At 44.6% G+C, this 15,479-nt stretch carries 11 protein-coding genes and 1 tRNA gene; 3 read left to right on the top strand and 9 right to left on the bottom strand.

Features of this window, described 5'->3' with window-relative positions:
• Nucleotides 1-16: 16 nt before the first annotated feature.
• The 3 genes from ACXAGK_RS00715 to purE all read right to left on the bottom strand — a co-directional run bounded on the left by ACXAGK_RS00715 (nt 17) and on the right by purE (nt 1,780).
• Nucleotides 17-92: transfer RNA gene (locus ACXAGK_RS00715), tRNA-Thr, on the bottom strand.
• Nucleotides 93-152: 60 nt separating this feature from the next.
• Nucleotides 153-1,289, bottom strand: coding sequence for a 5-(carboxyamino)imidazole ribonucleotide synthase (locus tag ACXAGK_RS00710; RefSeq protein ID WP_474808983.1), 1,137 nt, complete (start codon nt 1,287-1,289; stop codon nt 153-155).
• Nucleotides 1,286-1,780 (bottom strand): 5-(carboxyamino)imidazole ribonucleotide mutase, encoded by a 495-nt coding sequence (purE, locus tag ACXAGK_RS00705; protein WP_474808984.1) that lies wholly within the window; start codon nt 1,778-1,780, stop codon nt 1,286-1,288. Before purE ends, ACXAGK_RS00710 begins: the two co-directional genes overlap by 4 nt.
• Before the next feature lie 276 nt (nt 1,781-2,056).
• Here purE and nhaA point away from each other — a divergent pair, with 276 nt between their 5' ends.
• Complete coding sequence (gene nhaA / locus ACXAGK_RS00700; protein ID WP_474833957.1) at nt 2,057-3,331, top strand: Na+/H+ antiporter NhaA; 1,275 nt, start codon at nt 2,057-2,059, stop codon at nt 3,329-3,331.
• Here the strand turns inward: nhaA and ACXAGK_RS00695 are convergent.
• From ACXAGK_RS00695 to trxA, 4 genes are all read right to left on the bottom strand, one after another.
• Nucleotides 3,293-6,112 (bottom strand): hybrid sensor histidine kinase/response regulator, encoded by a 2,820-nt coding sequence (locus ACXAGK_RS00695; protein ID WP_474853429.1) that lies wholly within the window; start codon nt 6,110-6,112, stop codon nt 3,293-3,295. The two genes, nhaA and ACXAGK_RS00695, sit on opposite strands and share 39 nt — an antisense overlap.
• A gap of 19 nt (nt 6,113-6,131) precedes the next feature.
• A complete protein-coding gene (locus ACXAGK_RS00690) occupies nt 6,132-7,427 on the bottom strand; it encodes an amidohydrolase (RefSeq protein ID WP_474853427.1) in 1,296 nt (431 codons plus the stop codon).
• 243 nt (nt 7,428-7,670) lie between these two features.
• Nucleotides 7,671-8,936, bottom strand: coding sequence for a transcription termination factor Rho (gene rho, locus ACXAGK_RS00685; protein WP_014948094.1), 1,266 nt, complete (start codon nt 8,934-8,936; stop codon nt 7,671-7,673).
• 271 nt (nt 8,937-9,207) lie between these two features.
• The gene (trxA, locus tag ACXAGK_RS00680) at nt 9,208-9,534 is read right to left on the bottom strand and encodes a thioredoxin TrxA (protein WP_118490421.1); all 327 of its coding nucleotides are present in this window, start codon (nt 9,532-9,534) and stop codon (nt 9,208-9,210) included.
• Nucleotides 9,535-9,634: 100 nt separating this feature from the next.
• On the opposite strand from trxA, the gene rhlB reads away from it, so the two are divergent.
• Together rhlB and ACXAGK_RS00670 are read left to right on the top strand one after the other, a co-directional pair.
• Nucleotides 9,635-10,924, top strand: a complete 1,290-nt coding sequence (rhlB, locus tag ACXAGK_RS00675; RefSeq protein WP_474853425.1) for an ATP-dependent RNA helicase RhlB — start codon at nt 9,635-9,637, stop codon at nt 10,922-10,924.
• A 36-nt stretch (nt 10,925-10,960) separates the two neighbouring features.
• Nucleotides 10,961-12,472, top strand: coding sequence for a Ppx/GppA phosphatase family protein (locus tag ACXAGK_RS00670; protein ID WP_474853423.1), 1,512 nt, complete (start codon nt 10,961-10,963; stop codon nt 12,470-12,472).
• Nucleotides 12,473-12,563: 91 nt separating this feature from the next.
• Here ACXAGK_RS00670 and hemB read toward each other — a convergent pair whose 3' ends face one another.
• Together hemB and ACXAGK_RS00660 are read right to left on the bottom strand one after the other, a co-directional pair.
• Nucleotides 12,564-13,574 carry a porphobilinogen synthase gene (gene hemB / locus ACXAGK_RS00665; protein WP_474853421.1) on the bottom strand — a complete coding sequence of 337 codons (1,011 nt, stop codon included), beginning with the start codon at nt 13,572-13,574 and terminating at the stop codon, nt 12,564-12,566.
• The gene (locus tag ACXAGK_RS00660) at nt 13,571-15,469 is read right to left on the bottom strand and encodes a sensor domain-containing diguanylate cyclase (RefSeq protein WP_474853419.1); all 1,899 of its coding nucleotides are present in this window, start codon (nt 15,467-15,469) and stop codon (nt 13,571-13,573) included. The genes hemB and ACXAGK_RS00660 overlap by 4 nt, the downstream gene beginning before the upstream one ends.
• Nucleotides 15,470-15,479 lie beyond the last annotated feature (10 nt).

Genomic DNA, 15,479 nt, shown 5'->3' with positions numbered 1-15,479 from the left:
TAGGAAAAAAGAGAAATGGTGCCGACTGCCGGAATCGAACTGGCGACCTACTGATTACAAGTCAGTTGCTCTACCAACTGAGCTAAGTCGGCACACTTTAAAAACCGCTGCCTAGACAGCGGATGCGTATTCTAGCGATAAACGCGTGGGTGTCAACCTTTTAATCGCGTTGCTTCACCAACTAATTTCGGGAAGTACTCAAGTGGTAAATATTTGCTCAATGCCATGAGCTTTTCACCTAAACTCTCATAACTATTAGTGGTGACATTAATGTGCCCCATTTTGCGTTTTTCACGCACAGACTTTCCGTACCAATGCAGGTGACTTCCATCAATACTTAGCAGGTCTCGAGAAAAGCTGCTGCAACCAATAATGTTAACCATTGCACTTGGCCCTATGGCTGACGTATCGCCAAGAGGCAAGCCGCAAACAGCACGCAAGTGGTTCTCAAATTGACTGGTGACAGCGCCTGACTGGCTCCAATGCCCAGAGTTATGTACACGCGGCGCAAGTTCATTGACAAGCAGTTTATCGCCAACTTGGAATAACTCCACTGCCAGCACGCCTATGTAGTCCATACCCTCAGCTAGTTTCACGAAAATATCGTGAGCTTGAGCCTGAAGAGCGTCATCTACACGAGTCGCAGGCGCGACCGACACATGAAGCTGACCTTGGTGATGCAGATTTTCAGCAAGTGGATAGGTTCTCACGTCGCCATTAGCATTGCGTACACCGATTAACGACAGCTCTCTATCGAATGCCACCATTTTTTCTACCACTAATGGCACGTTTTCTAAGTCCAAGCCTTGTAGCGAGCTTCTTAGCGCTGGCAAATCAGCTTCATCACTTAAACGCCACTGTCCGTAACCGTCGTAGCCATCGCGGCTCGCTTTAAGAATAAGTTTGCTACCAAGCTGTTTTACGCAATCATCTAACTGAGCAAGGTCGGTCACTATCTGGTGATCACAGTTTGCAACCTTCATGCTTTCGAGAAGCTTTTTCTCGCGTACGCGGTCGGCACCAACTAGAATACTGTCGATATTTGGCATCAACTTGTTAGTTTTAGCCGCTTCTTCAAGCAATCTTTCAGGTACATGCTCAAACTCTACCGTTAACGCATCGGCGTCTTCTAGCGCTTGCGCTAGTGGTGTATCGAGTGGGGTTTTGCTAACTGGATGTACAACGGTATCGTTGTTTACGTCCACAGCTTGAACCTCAATACCTAACGGGCTTCCCGCTAAGTACATCATTTGAGCAAGTTGGCCTGCGCCGTAAACAACTACTCTCATTCATCTAGCTCCAATGTGTTACTTGAAGCAAGTACGGTCTCAGTCTGAGACTTTCTAAAAGCGATAACAGCTTCTCGCACACTCTTCTCTTGCAGCGCAACGACTTGCGCCGCCAGTAGACCTGCATTTGCTGCACCAGCTTCACCAATGGCTAATGTGCCTACTGCTACGCCTTTCGGCATTTGAACGATAGAAAGCAATGAATCTAACCCGTTGAGCGCTTTTGATTTCACCGGGCAACCAAACACCGGCAGATGGGTGTGTGCGGCAATCATTCCCGGCAAGTGTGCTGCGCCGCCCGCGCCAGCAATTATTGCGCTAAAACCTTCATCGGCAGCGCCTTCAGCAAACTCTACTAGCAAGTTAGGTGTACGATGTGCCGACACCACCTTCGCTTCAAATTCAACACCAAACGACTTCAGCATTTTTGCGGCCTGCTGCATGGTAGGCCAGTCTGAAGTTGAACCCATTACAATCGCGACTTTTGCCATCTAGAGATCCTCGGAGTAGGTAAAATGGACAACCTTGGAAAGGCCGCGATTGTAGCTTAAAACCGTTCAAAATCCCACCGTAAATGGCGTGAAATATAGTGCTATAGAGTACGAGCGAATAAAAGCACTCTACCTTGACCGGTGATCTATCTAAACCTAATAACCCGTATTAACTATAATTAATTTGTGAAGAAAAACTGCCGTATAACACGGATTAGCAACCGCTACGTTATAAGCTTTGCGGTGTTAGTAGTTAAATGGCGCAAGAGGTTATTGATGACAGATAAGCATGAACCCGACGTACTTGACGAAGTCATAGAAGAAGTGCAGGACGTGGTCTCTGATTTCTTAAACCGCGAGGCTGCTCCCGGTATTTTGCTGATGGCAGCGACAATACTCGCACTCATTATTGCCAATTCCCCATTAGATACCCTTTACGACCATTTAATCAGCATGCCAGTTCAAATATCCGCTGGGTCGTGGGCTATTGATAAACCATTGCTGCTATGGATTAACGATGGCTTGATGGCAGTTTTTTTCTTTCACGTAGGCCTAGAGCTTAAACGGGAAGTTTGTGAAGGTGAGCTAGCAAACCCTAAAGATATTATTCTACCTGCTGCTGGTGCCGTGGGCGGTATGGCACTGCCAGCATTAATCTATGTAGGTATAAACTGGGATAACCCAGTGGCGATTGCAGGGTGGGCCATTCCCGCTGCCACAGACATTGCCTTTGCGTTGGGTATTTTGGCGCTACTTGGTAGTAGAGTACCTACTAGCCTAAAAGTGTTTTTAGTTACGCTAGCCATCATCGACGACATTGGCGCTATTGTAATTATTGCTTTGTTCTACACCGAGCACATTACCGCAGGTGCGCTGTACATTGCTGCTGGCTGCCTACTGTTGTTGTGGCAAATGAACAAGCGAAATGTGGTGGATATTCCAGCCTATGTTTTTGTAGGCCTCATTTTATGGGTAGCTATGCTGAAGTCGGGTGTGCACGCGACGTTAGCCGGTGTGGTACTGGCTAGTTTTATTCCCATGCGAGATCAAAAAGACCCGTCATACTCTCCAGTAACTCGACTTGAGCACGGTTTAAATGGTTCTGTAAGTTTTGCCATTTTGCCTCTGTTCGCCTTTGCTAATGCGGGCATTAGTTTTGGCAATATTAGCCCAGAAGGAATTTTTCACCCTGTAACCTTTGGCATTTTCCTTGGCTTGGTTGTGGGAAAACAAATAGGTGTATTTGGGTTTTGCTATTTAATGGTAAAGCTGAAACTAGCAAAGTTACCTGATGACCTGAACTTCAAGCATATTTATGGCTGTGCGCTGCTTTGCGGCGTTGGTTTTACCATGAGTCTGTTTATAGGAGGCCTTGCTTTTGAACAAACCGGGATTAATCAAATCTTTGATGAGCGGGTCGGAATTTTAGCGGGCTCTCTCGTGTCTGCGTGCTTGGGCTACATTGTATTGCGCCTGGTAAGTGATGCACCGAGTGATGACACTGACGTAGCCTCAAACGCTAGCAAGCTCACGGGCAATACAGTCAAATAGCACTTGCTTGCGTATAGGCTTACTTAAATGCGCATTCATGCCTGCTTCTAAGCAGGCATTTTTATCTTCGACAAATGCGTTCGCCGTTAGCGCTATAATTTTAATCTTAGTTTTATTTCGACCTTCTTTGCGGATAAGTGTGGATGCAGCTAATCCATCCATTATGGGCATCTGACAGTCCATTAAAACTAGATCGAAATCATGTTTTTTCTCTGCCTGAACGGCATCTCTGCCATTCTTAGTTCGAATACATTTGATGTTCGCTGATTTAAGCATATCCATCACGATATCAGCGTTTATATCATTATCTTCTGCAAGAAGTACGCGAAGACCAGTGGGGAGTGTTGCTGAGGTCTTACGTTGCTCCTGCTTATCACTATTACTCGTCGTGGCCGGAATATGGAAGGTAAAATTAGTTCCCTTACCCAATTCACTTTCAACGTAGAGTTCGCCGCCGAGCAACTCAACCAGTCCTTTGGATATGGCCAAGCCTAGACCGGTTCCTCCAAAGTGGCGGGTGGTTGAGGTGTCAGCTTGTTCAAACTTTTCAAAGATAAGGTGTATTTTTTCAGGAGCGATACCGATGCCGCTATCCCGTATCGAAACTTTAAGCCCTTGGTGCGCGTAATCAACGTCAACCGAAACTTGACCTTCATTGGTAAATTTAATCGCGTTACTAAGAAGGTTATTAATAACCTGAGCTACTTTTCCAGCATCAATGTTTAAGGCATGGGGTACATGGTCACCAATATGAAGCGCAATGTCGTATCCCTTAACCTGCGCCGTATGGCGATAAAGTTCACAGGAAGCTTCAAGCAATTCACGAATGTCACAGCGCTGGATATCACTGAGCATTTTGCCTGATTCAATTTTCGACCAATCCAAAATACTGTCTAAAATAATCAATAAATTAGTAGCTGAACGAGAAATCGTTTTTGCTCTCACTGCGATATGTTCAGGAAGGTCGTTGTCTAACATCAATTCGCAAGAACCAACGATACCGTTCATTGGCGTTCTTATCTCGTGACTCATATTGGCGAGAAATTGCGTTTTGGCAACGTTAGCAGCTTCAGCTTCTTTTAACGCTTGTGCTAAATGCTCAGTCTTTTCCTCTATGCGCTTTTCCAAGGACTGGTTTAACTCATTAAGCTCTACGTTTAGCCCCTGCTCTATTTCTCTCGCTTTCTTAAGCTCATCAAAGGCACCTGACAAGCGGGTTTCTAAGCGCATAAACTCATCGCTTAGTAACGATAGTTCTTGAATGTGGAGCGCTCTTTGCGGCGCTTTTTTTCCTTGTTGCCGTGTAGGTTCGAAGTCTGCAATATAGCGAACGAGACGGCGAATGGGTGCTCCTACCATTTTCGCTACTACATAGCCTGTAAAGGTCCCGAACGCAGATAAAGCCAGCAATAAAAGTAAATCTTTGAGTAGATAACTACTCATTGATGCCATCAAAAGCCGTTTGTCGAAATAATAGCTAACCTTCCAATTGGCAAAAGAAATGTTCTTGGTAAATCTAAGCCACGTCTTACCTTGAGGACCATCATCAACTTCAATGGAACATTTGGGCTCACATGAATAAAACGGTGCTTTAGTTAACGGCTTTAACGCTAACGCCTCTGAGGCGTAAATTACCTCACCCTTTTGATCTTCGATTAACATCGAGAATCCACCGAGACTAAGGCTATCAATAGCATGAAAGCTCTTCAGAGATAATGACCCTTCTACAATACCTTTAGGCGCCCCATTGCTATTTAATATAGGCGCAGATAGCGCGACAATTGGGTCGTTACCAAAGCCACGGCCTTGAAAAACGTTAGATAAAAATGGCACGCCACTTTGCATAACTTCATAAAAATAAGGCCGATAAGACACATTGGGCCGCCCATTTTGTTTTGCTTTGTCCAACATGCTTGGTGGATAGGCATGCGTAATATCACCATCTTCATTGGCTACCAGAAAGGTTAAAAATTCAGGGTTATGAGAAGCCACAATTTGTAGATTTTTGGCTGCGATGTTTTCGGCATTTTTTTCCGAACCACTATTAGAAAGTACTTTCGCTGTAGCGGTAATAGCATTTTGATGATGACGTAAAAAGTTTGAAAGCTGGAACTCCAGCACTTTAACTCGCTGGGCCATATAACTGTAAATTTGCCGCTCTTGTTGATGCTGAAACAAGCTGACTGACAGATATATCACCGCCATAGAAGCAACAAAAAAGCATCCAGAGAAAAAATACCCAAAGAGAAAGTGAAGCGTGACCCGCTCGGATTTGTAAGAAGTTTGCCGCTTCAGGCCATAAATAGCTAAGTAAGCGAAATGGCCGATGATCAAACCAAATACACCACTGACCCAAGTAACTAAAACACCAGAGAACACCATGTTCACGTTGCCATCATCGAACAGAGAGTGTTCTAACAGCAAAATGGGTAAAAAGACGATAGACCAGAAGCCTGCGCCTACTTTAATCACTTGCTTTAGCGATTTATCATAGCCGAAAAAGCTAAGTACTATTGGCAAAAGAGTGAGACTTTCTTTGCCTACAATGCTGCCTTCGTTTAGCCAAAGTGGAAGACTGATTAGCAGTCCAATGGGAATTGAAAAAAAAGGGGAAAAGCGAAGGGAGGCGTAAACTGCCGCTCCTATACCAAATGCAGCTATTCCAGTGCTGTCAAAAGGCGGAGAGAGGGCATTTAAACTTGCACCCAACACACATACAATTAATGCTTGGAAGGCCAGAGACCATGAAATGGAAAACGAATTACTACCAATTTTCAACACATGTCTCCAGCCGCCAGTGTTAGTGTTGCGCCATATAATCTAAAGTAAAGTTAGTAAGTAGCTTCACACCCAGCTTCATTCCCTCATCATCAACGTAGAACTCTGGCGTGTGATGAGCAGGGCTGTCTTCTTCTGATACATCTAGCGGCTTACCGCCTACCCAAACGTATAAGCCTGGAACTTGCTCCTGGAAAAATGAAAAGTCTTCAGCCCCGGTTACCGGCTTAGAAAGCAATGTGTTTTCGACGCCAGCGGTACGCTGCATGGTAGGTAGCATGGCTTTTGTAAGCTCTGGGTCGTTATACGTAATTGGGTAATAGTAATCTAGTGGTAGCGTGAGTTCTGCCTCTGCCCCCATACTCTCTGCAATCGCTTTTACTTTACGTGGAAGTGACTCGTAAATATGATCGCGAGCGGCTTCGTTAAGAGTACGGATAGTGCCTACCATTTCGACTTCATTTGGAATGATGTTAGAGCGATTACCACCATGGATTGAGCCAATCGATACCACTGCCGCATCGTCAATCAGTTTTAATTCACGACTTACAATGGTTTGAATAGACATTATCATTTGCGCAGCAGTAACTACTGGGTCTACGCTTTTCCACGGATAAGCGCCATGCGCTTGCTTTCCGTGAATAACAATTTTGAACGGATCTACTGCGGCCATAGTGCCACCGGCGTTATAGCGCACTTTGCCCACATCAGTGTTGGCATTAATATGCAAACCAAAAATAGCGTCGACGTCAGGATTCTTTAATACGCCTTCTGCCACCATAACTTCAGCACCGCCTTTTTCTCCAGCGGGGGCACCCTCTTCTGCAGGCTGAAAGATAAATTTCACTTTACCCTTTAATTCACCCTTTATTTCAGTAAGGATTTTTGCGGCACCCATTAGCATAGCCATATGCGTATCGTGACCGCAGGCATGCATCACTGGCACTTCTTTACCATTATATTCGCCTACTTGCGTAGAGCGATATGCTAGGTCGTTTTGCTCTTTGACCGGAAGCCCATCCATATCTGCTCGTAGGGCAACAACAGGGCCAGGCTTGCCAGAGTCTAATATTGCTACCACCCCGGTTTTAGCTACACCAGTTTGAACTTGTAAGCCTAGGCTTTTAAGGTAATCAGCCACATACTCAGCGGTTTTGAACTCGCGGTTAGACAGTTCTGGAAACTCATGAAAATGATGGCGCCATTTAATAACGTCTGGCTCTACTTTGTTAGCCAGTTCATCAACGTTAATGGGGTTAGCGCTAGCTGTAAAAGAGGCTAGGCCGGCAAATACAAGTGACAGCAACTTCCGATTCATATCTTTTATTTCCTTTGATGTTTTTAGACAGAGTAAATCATCTTAAAGGAGAACACACTAATGCTTCTGCAATTGCAGCAAAGAATTAGCAGGCATTTGAAAATACCCCATTCGTGCAGCCGTGAATATTAGACGGAAGTATAAGGTAAGCCACTGACTAATTTGGGAAACAAACTAACCTGGAAAACAAAAAGGCGCCATGAGGCGCCTTAATGTATATATCAACTTATTGCTAAGTCGCGATTAGCTCTTTTGTCTACGCATTGCGTCAAAGAACTCATCGTTAGTCTTGGTCATCGACAGCTTACTGATAAGGAAGTCCATGGCATCAATTTCAGACATTTCGTGAACAATTTTGCGAAGGATCCACATTTTCTGTAGTTCGTCTTGCGCAGTAAGTAGCTCTTCACGACGGGTACCTGAGCGGTTAAAGTCGATAGCTGGGAATACACGTTTTTCCGCAATCTTGCGGTTAAGGTGAAGTTCCATGTTACCTGTACCTTTAAACTCTTCGTAGATAACTTCATCCATCTTAGAGCCGGTATCAATTAGCGCTGTTGCGATAATGGTTAAGCTTCCGCCTTCTTCAACGTTACGTGCAGCACCGAAGAAGCGCTTAGGCTTATGTAGTGCGTTTGCGTCAACACCACCGGTAAGTACTTTACCTGATGAAGGAATTACCGTGTTATACGCTCGCGCCAATCTTGTGATTGAGTCAAGCAGGATAACCACGTCTTTTTTATGCTCTACAAGACGCTTCGCTTTTTCGATTACCATTTCTGCCACTTGTACGTGACGGCTTGCAGGTTCATCAAAGGTCGATGCAACAACTTCACCCTGAACAAGGCGGTGCATCTCGGTTACTTCTTCTGGACGCTCGTCGATAAGCAATACCATTAACTCACAATCTGGGTGGTTAGCAGCAATTGACTGAGCAATGTTTTGAAGAAGAAGGGTTTTACCGGCTTTAGGTGGTGCAACGATAAGGCCACGCTGACCTTTACCGATTGGCGATGCTAAATCGAGTACACGAGCCGTGATATCTTCCGTTGAACCGTTGCCGCGTTCCATACGCAAGCGGTCTGCTGCGTGAAGCGGTGTAAGGTTTTCGAAAAGGATTTTGTTACGTGAATTTTCAGGCTTGTCGAAGTTAACTTCGCGAATTTTAAGCAGAGCGAAATATCGTTCACTGTCTTTTGGTGGACGAATTTTTCCAGCAATTGTATCACCTGTACGCAAGTTGAAGCGTCGGATTTGGCTTGGCGATACATAGATATCGTCCGGCCCTGCAAGATACGAAGAGTCAGCTGAGCGTAAGAAGCCGAAACCGTCCTGTAAAATTTCTAGTACCCCATCACCAAAGATATCTTCACCGCTTTTTGCGTGTGTCTTTAGGATTGAGAAAATGATGTCTTGTTTTCTGGCGCGCGCCATGTTTTCCAGGCCCATTTCCTCGGCCAGGTTAACCAACTCGCTTATTGGTTTGTTCTTTAATTCAGTTAAATTCATACTGGTGGGTCTTTGTGCTTGAACTTCGCTTACAGGACTTAAAGTCACTCTGTTCTAGTTTAGATTTGATATCACCCGGATGTGGGCGTAAGCAGAATGCTGCTCGGATGAGCGCTGAGGAAAAGTTAGCACTATATTTAATCAACGTCCAGCGTTTTACCACCGAAATGTTAAATAAATTGATATGCCCTTTTCTAAAACAATTAGTAAGTACCTGTGATGCAAATAAAAACCGGCGCTTTATTCGCACCGGTTTTTTATTTTGTTTCAATTACAGATTTTCGTTTAGAAATTCTGTTAATTGAGCTTTTGATAGCGCGCCAACTTTAGTAGCAGCAACGTTACCATTTTTGAAAAGTAGCAATGTAGGAATACCACGAATACCATATTTAGGTGGAGTTTCGTTATTTTCATCGACATTCAACTTGCCAACTGTTAACTTGCCTTCAAACTCGGTCGCAACTTCTTCTAAGATTGGTGCGATCATTTTACACGGGCCACACCATTCGGCCCAGAAGTCAACCAGTACAGGACCTTCAGCATTGATAACATCTGCTTCGAATTTATCGTCAGATAACTGGATAATTTTGTCGCTCATTCTTTTCTCCATTATTGGTCTGTCGCTGATTTGTCTCAGCCCGACCATAAGTGTTATATAGAAACTGTTTTTTAATGCAAGCACTGATAAGCTATAAGCTATGCCTACTCACTTAACTGATACTCATTTTTCCGACCTGCCGATTAACGGCAAGGTTGTTGACGCCTTAACGGCAGCTAATTTTTCACATTGTACACCAATTCAAGCACTTGCACTGCCTCCATTATTGGAAGGTCACGACATTGCAGGGCAGGCTCAAACGGGAACAGGTAAAACCATTGCCTTTTTGGTGGCTACATTTCACTATTTGCTAAGCAAAGCAGAAAATGCAGATAACAGCAAATCAAATGGCCCTCGCGCAATTATTATGGCGCCGACCAGAGAGCTCGCCGTTCAAATCTATAACGACGCCAAACTACTTAGTGAGCATACTGGATTGTCGCTTGGTTTGATTTATGGGGGCGAAGGTTACCAAAGTCAACGTGAAACTTTGGAAGAAGGGGTGGATATTATAATTGGTACGACAGGACGCATTCTTGATTACTATAAACAGAATGTGTTTACTCTGAATAATATTCAGGTTGCCGTACTTGATGAAGCCGATCGCATGTTCGATTTAGGCTTTATTAAAGATATCCGCTTTTTATTCCGCCGTATGCCACCGGCAAGCGACCGCCTAAGCATGCTGTTTTCAGCTACGCTAAGCTATCGCGTACAAGAACTTGCCTATGAGCATATGAATAACCCAACTCATGTTCAGGTTGCTCCAGAGCAAACCACGGCGACTCGCGTTTCACAAGAGTTATTTTACCCGTCTGACGATGACAAAATGTTGCTTCTTCTTACGTTACTTGAAGAAGAGTGGCCAGAAAAAGCGATTGTTTTTGCCAACACTAAAAATAGCTGTGAAAAAGTCACTGACTGGCTTACCGCTGATGGACATCGCGTAGGCTTACTAAGCGGTGATGTACCGCAGAAAAAACGCCTGGGGATATTAGAAGGCTTTACCAAGGGTAACCTTGATATTCTGGTTGCAACTGACGTTGCAGCACGAGGTCTTCATATCGACGCGGTTACTCACGTATTTAACTATGACCTTCCTGATGATGCGGAAGACTATGTGCACCGAATTGGTCGTACTGGTCGCGCAGGTCAAAGCGGCGTTGCGATTAGTTTTGCATGTGAGAAATACGCACTGAACTTACCGGCTATCGAGCAATACATTCAAAAGGCAATTCCGGTTACCGATTATGACCGCAGTGCCTTACTTGACGATGTGACGCCACCTAAGCCACGCAGAAGACGTACGCCTAACAACCGCAACTCTTCTCGCCGTGGTAACGGTAGAGGCCGAGGTAAGCCTCAAAACCGAAACAGCAGAGCGCAATAATAAGGCGCAAGGGTAGTCAATAAGAAACGAGATTTTATGCAGGCAGAACTCCAGCACGACGCACAAACTTACGGCGAGTATTATGCCGCCGTGGACTTGGGCTCTAACAGCTTTCATATGGTGATTGTGCACGTTGTTAACGGCAGCGTGCAAATAATAGGGAAAATTAAGCAAAAAGTTCGTTTAGCCGCTGGCTTAGACGATAACTTAGCACTTGATGATGTAAGCATGGAGCGCGGCTGGCAATGCCTGCAAGTTTTCTCGGAACGCCTGCAAGATATCCCTTCATCCAATATTAAGATAGTCGCTACTGCTACCCTACGCCTTGCGACCAACGCTCATGTTTTCATTCGCAAAGCTGAAGAGATCCTTAATCACAAGCTCAATGTGATAAGCGGCGAGGAAGAAGCGCGACAAATTTACCTAGGCGTAGCCTATACATCAGCTAACCAAGGTAACAGCCTTGTCATTGATATTGGTGGTGCAAGCACCGAAATTATTATCGGTAACGACATGCAACCTATTCATTTGAAAAGTTTGGATATGGGCTGTGTGACTTTTATGGAGCGTTATTTTACAGGCGGCACCATAACCCAAGACAACTTCGAAAATGCTAAAAAAGCGGCCCATGCACTGATTGATGATGTATCAAGCGCTTTTTTATGTTTCGACTGGGAGAATTGCTTAGGTGCGTCGGGGACGCCGCAGGCGATTACCGAGATTTTGGTAGCACAGGGTATCAGCGATGCCATTCGCTTAGATTATCTGTATCACTTGGAAAAGCAGTGTATCGAATGCGGCAATATTAAAAGCCTTGATATCGACGGATTAGAAGATAATAGAAAAGCTATTTTTCCTTCTGGGTTGGCGATTCTTATCAGCTTGTTTGAAGCGCTGAATATCAAGCATATGAATATTTCTGGCGGGGCATTGCGCGAAGGGCTTATCTACGGGATGTTAGATAACGTTACTGAAAACGATAGACGCCAACAAACGCTCAACCAAGCAAAGCAGCGTTATCACGTTGATAAAAACCACGCTAACTCTGTTCGCCACGTGGCGCTAGCTTTATGCCACCAGCTTTGTGCTCAACAAAATATTTGCCATCTAGATACGGAAACTATTTTAGGGGCCGCTGCACAGTTGCATGAAATTGGTCTTCATATTGAATATAAACGCCATCACGAACACGGTGAATATATTTTAAGTCATATTGATTTACCGGGGTTTACGCGCTTGCAGCGATCAGCAATTCGCGACCTTGTTGCGCAGCATCGTTTAACGATTGATGCAGACATTTTTGACAAGTACCACGAAGACTATCGCCCTATGTTAAAAGGCATGCTTCGAGTACTACGCATAGCGGTAGTTTTATGTCTACGCCGCCAAAACAAACATATTCCCGAAGTTTCGCTACAATGTGATGATAGTAAGTGGACACTTACTTTCCCCGAAAACTGGTTAAAGTCTCACCCTTTAATTAATGCTGAGTTAGCTAACGAGTGCTGGCTACAGCATAAAGCTGGGTGTGAGCTTGTGTGTAAGTAAATACTCACATCAACATTCTATACTTAAAAAAGCCGTGCTAAGCACGGCTTTTTGTTGGAATACGCAGTTTGATATCACTTAATTTTAATGTCTATTGACCATTTTGCTTTGCTAAAAGCTCCGCAACTTTAGGTGCAAAATAGGTTAAGATGCCATCTGCCCCAGCGCGTTTAAATGCAAGTAAAGACTCTAAAATTACCGCCTCTTCGTTGAGCCAGCCGTTAGCAAAGGCAGCTTGATGCATAGCGTACTCGCCACTTACTTGGTAGGCAAACGTTGGCACTTTAAATTCATCTTTGCAGCGTCGTACTACATCTAAATAGGGCATGCCGGGCTTCACCATTACCATGTCCGCGCCCTCTTCTATATCAAGGGCAATTTCATGAAGCGCCTCATCAGTGTTCGCAGGGTCCATTTGATAGGTTTTCTTGTTACCACCTTTGATGTTTGCAGCAGAGCCGACTGCATCGCGAAATGGACCATAGTAAGCCGAGGCGTATTTTGCCGAGTAAGCCATAATACATGTATTGATATGGCCTGCTTCTTCAAGTGCCTTACGAATGCTGCCAATGCGGCCATCCATCATGTCAGAAGGCGCAACAATGTCAGCACCAGCTTCGGCATGTGACAAAGCTTGCTTGATGAGAACCTCAACGGTTTCGTCGTTCATCACATAACCCGTTTCATCTAAAAGACCATCTTGTCCATGAGACGTGAAAGGGTCTAATGCAATATCAGACATCAGCATGACTTCAGGGAACGCCTTTTTAAGCGCCCTCATAGCTTGTTGAGCAAGGCCGTCAGGATTAAATGCTTCACTGGCGCATTCGGTTTTAAGCGACATAGGTGTTACAGGGAAAAGTGCAATCGTTCTAATGCCCAGCTCTACCCATTTCGCCGTTTCTTGCACTAGCAAATCAATAGAAAGTCTTTCAACACCAGGCATAGAGGGTACGGCTTCCCTCGCGTTATCACCAGGCAACACAAAGACGGGGTAGATTAAATCATCCGTAGTTAGCCTGTGCTCTGCCACAAGCCCTCTTAACGCATCTTTGGCACGTAGTCTACGCATACGACGGAGAGGGAAAGGTGAAGACGTCATAGTTTTTCCTGTAAATGTTTGTGTATTACTGTGTTTCGCCCTGAAGCTTTCGCTTCGTACAGGCAGTCATCAGCATATTTAAATAAACTTTGCGCGTGCTCTTCATCCGCGATAATGGTTGTAGAAACACCTGCGCTGGCGGTTAGCTTAATTACTTGTCCCTCGTATTCAAGTGGACTGTTTTCTAAGCTATGTCGGATATTCTCAGCAACGTGGTACGCGCCGCTTAAATCGGTATTAGGCAATATAATGGCGAACTCTTCACCACCTATGCGACACAAATCATCTGTTGGGCGATGGATGAGTTTTTGAAAGACATTTGTCACGTGAATTAAGCACGCATCTCCACCGTCGTGTCCATATTCGTCGTTAATTTTTTTAAAGTGATCCACGTCAACAATGATCAGTGATAAAGGCGTTTGCTCACGGCGGCTGCGCCTTCCCTCCGACCGCAATCGTTTATCAAAGTGGCGGCGGTTATGGGCCCCTGTAAGCGGGTCTATTGCGTTAAGCCTTTCTAGCTCTTGATTCACATCGGAAAGCTCACGCAGTGTTATCTCTAACTCGAGCGTTCGCTCCTGAACTTTATATTCAAGATCATCTTGGTAGCGCTTTTGCACTTCCAACAAATTTTCCTTAGCGGTATTCGCCTGCTTTTCTTGTTCAAGGGCAAACTGCTGAGCATTAATTAGGTCGTCACGACTGTGGCTGTAATTAATCGCTAAGATTAGCGCCAAAATAAGGGCTTCAACCGTCCCCCCGATAATCAGCAAGTTATTCGATGATATAGGTAGCTGAATAATATTTACATTATCTAAACTTGCACTCAGCCCGCTAATTAGTAGGAAGCCCCATGCAATAGTAAAGTAGCGAGCTACCACCTCTCCTTTAAGAGAAAGCCATACGCCCAGAGACAGAGTAAAAATAACCACTAGGCTTAGCAATAAAAGAAATGCTTTTATCATTAGCCAATAAGGCAGAACAAGACCTGCAACAATACTCAGGCCGCAAATCCAACTAATCGCTTTGGTCACGTTATCCAGTTTATTGCTGTAATTTTTAATAGGCAGAAGGCTACGCGTAAATAACGCGGCAAACATAATGGTAGCGTTTGCAAATACGATAATCGCCTTACTCTGAAACCAGGTGCTCGAAGACCAAATATAAGAAAAGCCATAGCCATGAAGCGTAATTAAAGTGAACGCCAGGTTGATTACATAACCCGAGTAAAACAAAAAAGACACGTTTTTGGTTGTGACAGTTAAAAAGGCATTACTCACCCCCATTGCTAGCAGAACGCCGAAGAAGATGCCTAACACCAAGTTTCTCGTTGATGTGTATTCTATAAACTCTGTCTCTTCCCAAATACGAATGGGAAGGCGTATGCTGCCCGATGTTTGCAGTTTAATAATAATGCGCAGAGATTGCGCACTGTCAGGTAAGGGGAATAAGGGTTTGACGTGCGCAATGGGTCTATCTTCAAAGCTTTGTCCGTCGCCGCCAGAGTAAGACACTATGGGTTTAGTACCCACTTGGCTATATACAGCTACATCCAAGTTATCTAACAGCGGATAGTCTATATGTAAAAGAAACCGGCTTTGGTTGCTTTGAGTAGGCTCGACCACCATTGAAAGCCAGTGCACATTTGTGTCCATTCCTAAATTCACTGGAGACGAGACTTGAGACCATTCACTAGCAGAGGTTTGCACAACACTATTAAAATCAAGTTTCATCCCTTGAGTTTCTTTGAGATAGGTTAACTGTGAAAACCGAGGGGAGAGGCTTGTGGCTGGTGAAAGGTTAAGCAGAACTAAGACAAATGTCACAACGGCAAGGGCTGTAATAAGAATGAGACCCGCATCATACTTGCGGATCGCTTTTAGATTTGTCTGCATATAAACCCGT

The sequence above is a fragment of the Alteromonas sp. ABM1_013 genome (assembly GCF_056160505.1).
The sequence above is the reverse complement of the archived record's forward strand: the minus strand, read 5'-3'. Positions and strand labels throughout refer to the sequence as shown.

Excerpts from the sequence above, each read along its gene's own strand:
- trxA (WP_118490421.1), bottom strand. The coding sequence starts at position 9,534 with ATGAGCGACAAAATTATCCAGTTATCTGACGATAAATTCGAAGCAGAT.
- purE (WP_474808984.1), bottom strand. The coding sequence starts at position 1,780 with ATGGCAAAAGTCGCGATTGTAATGGGTTCAACTTCAGACTGGCCTACC.
- ACXAGK_RS00690 (WP_474853427.1), bottom strand. The coding sequence starts at position 7,427 with ATGAATCGGAAGTTGCTGTCACTTGTATTTGCCGGCCTAGCCTCTTTT.
- rho (WP_014948094.1), bottom strand. The coding sequence starts at position 8,936 with ATGAATTTAACTGAATTAAAGAACAAACCAATAAGCGAGTTGGTTAAC.
- ACXAGK_RS00660 (WP_474853419.1), bottom strand. The coding sequence starts at position 15,469 with ATGCAGACAAATCTAAAAGCGATCCGCAAGTATGATGCGGGTCTCATT.
- hemB (WP_474853421.1), bottom strand. The coding sequence starts at position 13,574 with ATGACGTCTTCACCTTTCCCTCTCCGTCGTATGCGTAGACTACGTGCC.
- ACXAGK_RS00710 (WP_474808983.1), bottom strand. The coding sequence starts at position 1,289 with ATGAGAGTAGTTGTTTACGGCGCAGGCCAACTTGCTCAAATGATGTAC.
- nhaA (WP_474833957.1), top strand. The coding sequence starts at position 2,057 with ATGACAGATAAGCATGAACCCGACGTACTTGACGAAGTCATAGAAGAA.
- rhlB (WP_474853425.1), top strand. The coding sequence starts at position 9,635 with ATGCCTACTCACTTAACTGATACTCATTTTTCCGACCTGCCGATTAAC.
- ACXAGK_RS00670 (WP_474853423.1), top strand. The coding sequence starts at position 10,961 with ATGCAGGCAGAACTCCAGCACGACGCACAAACTTACGGCGAGTATTAT.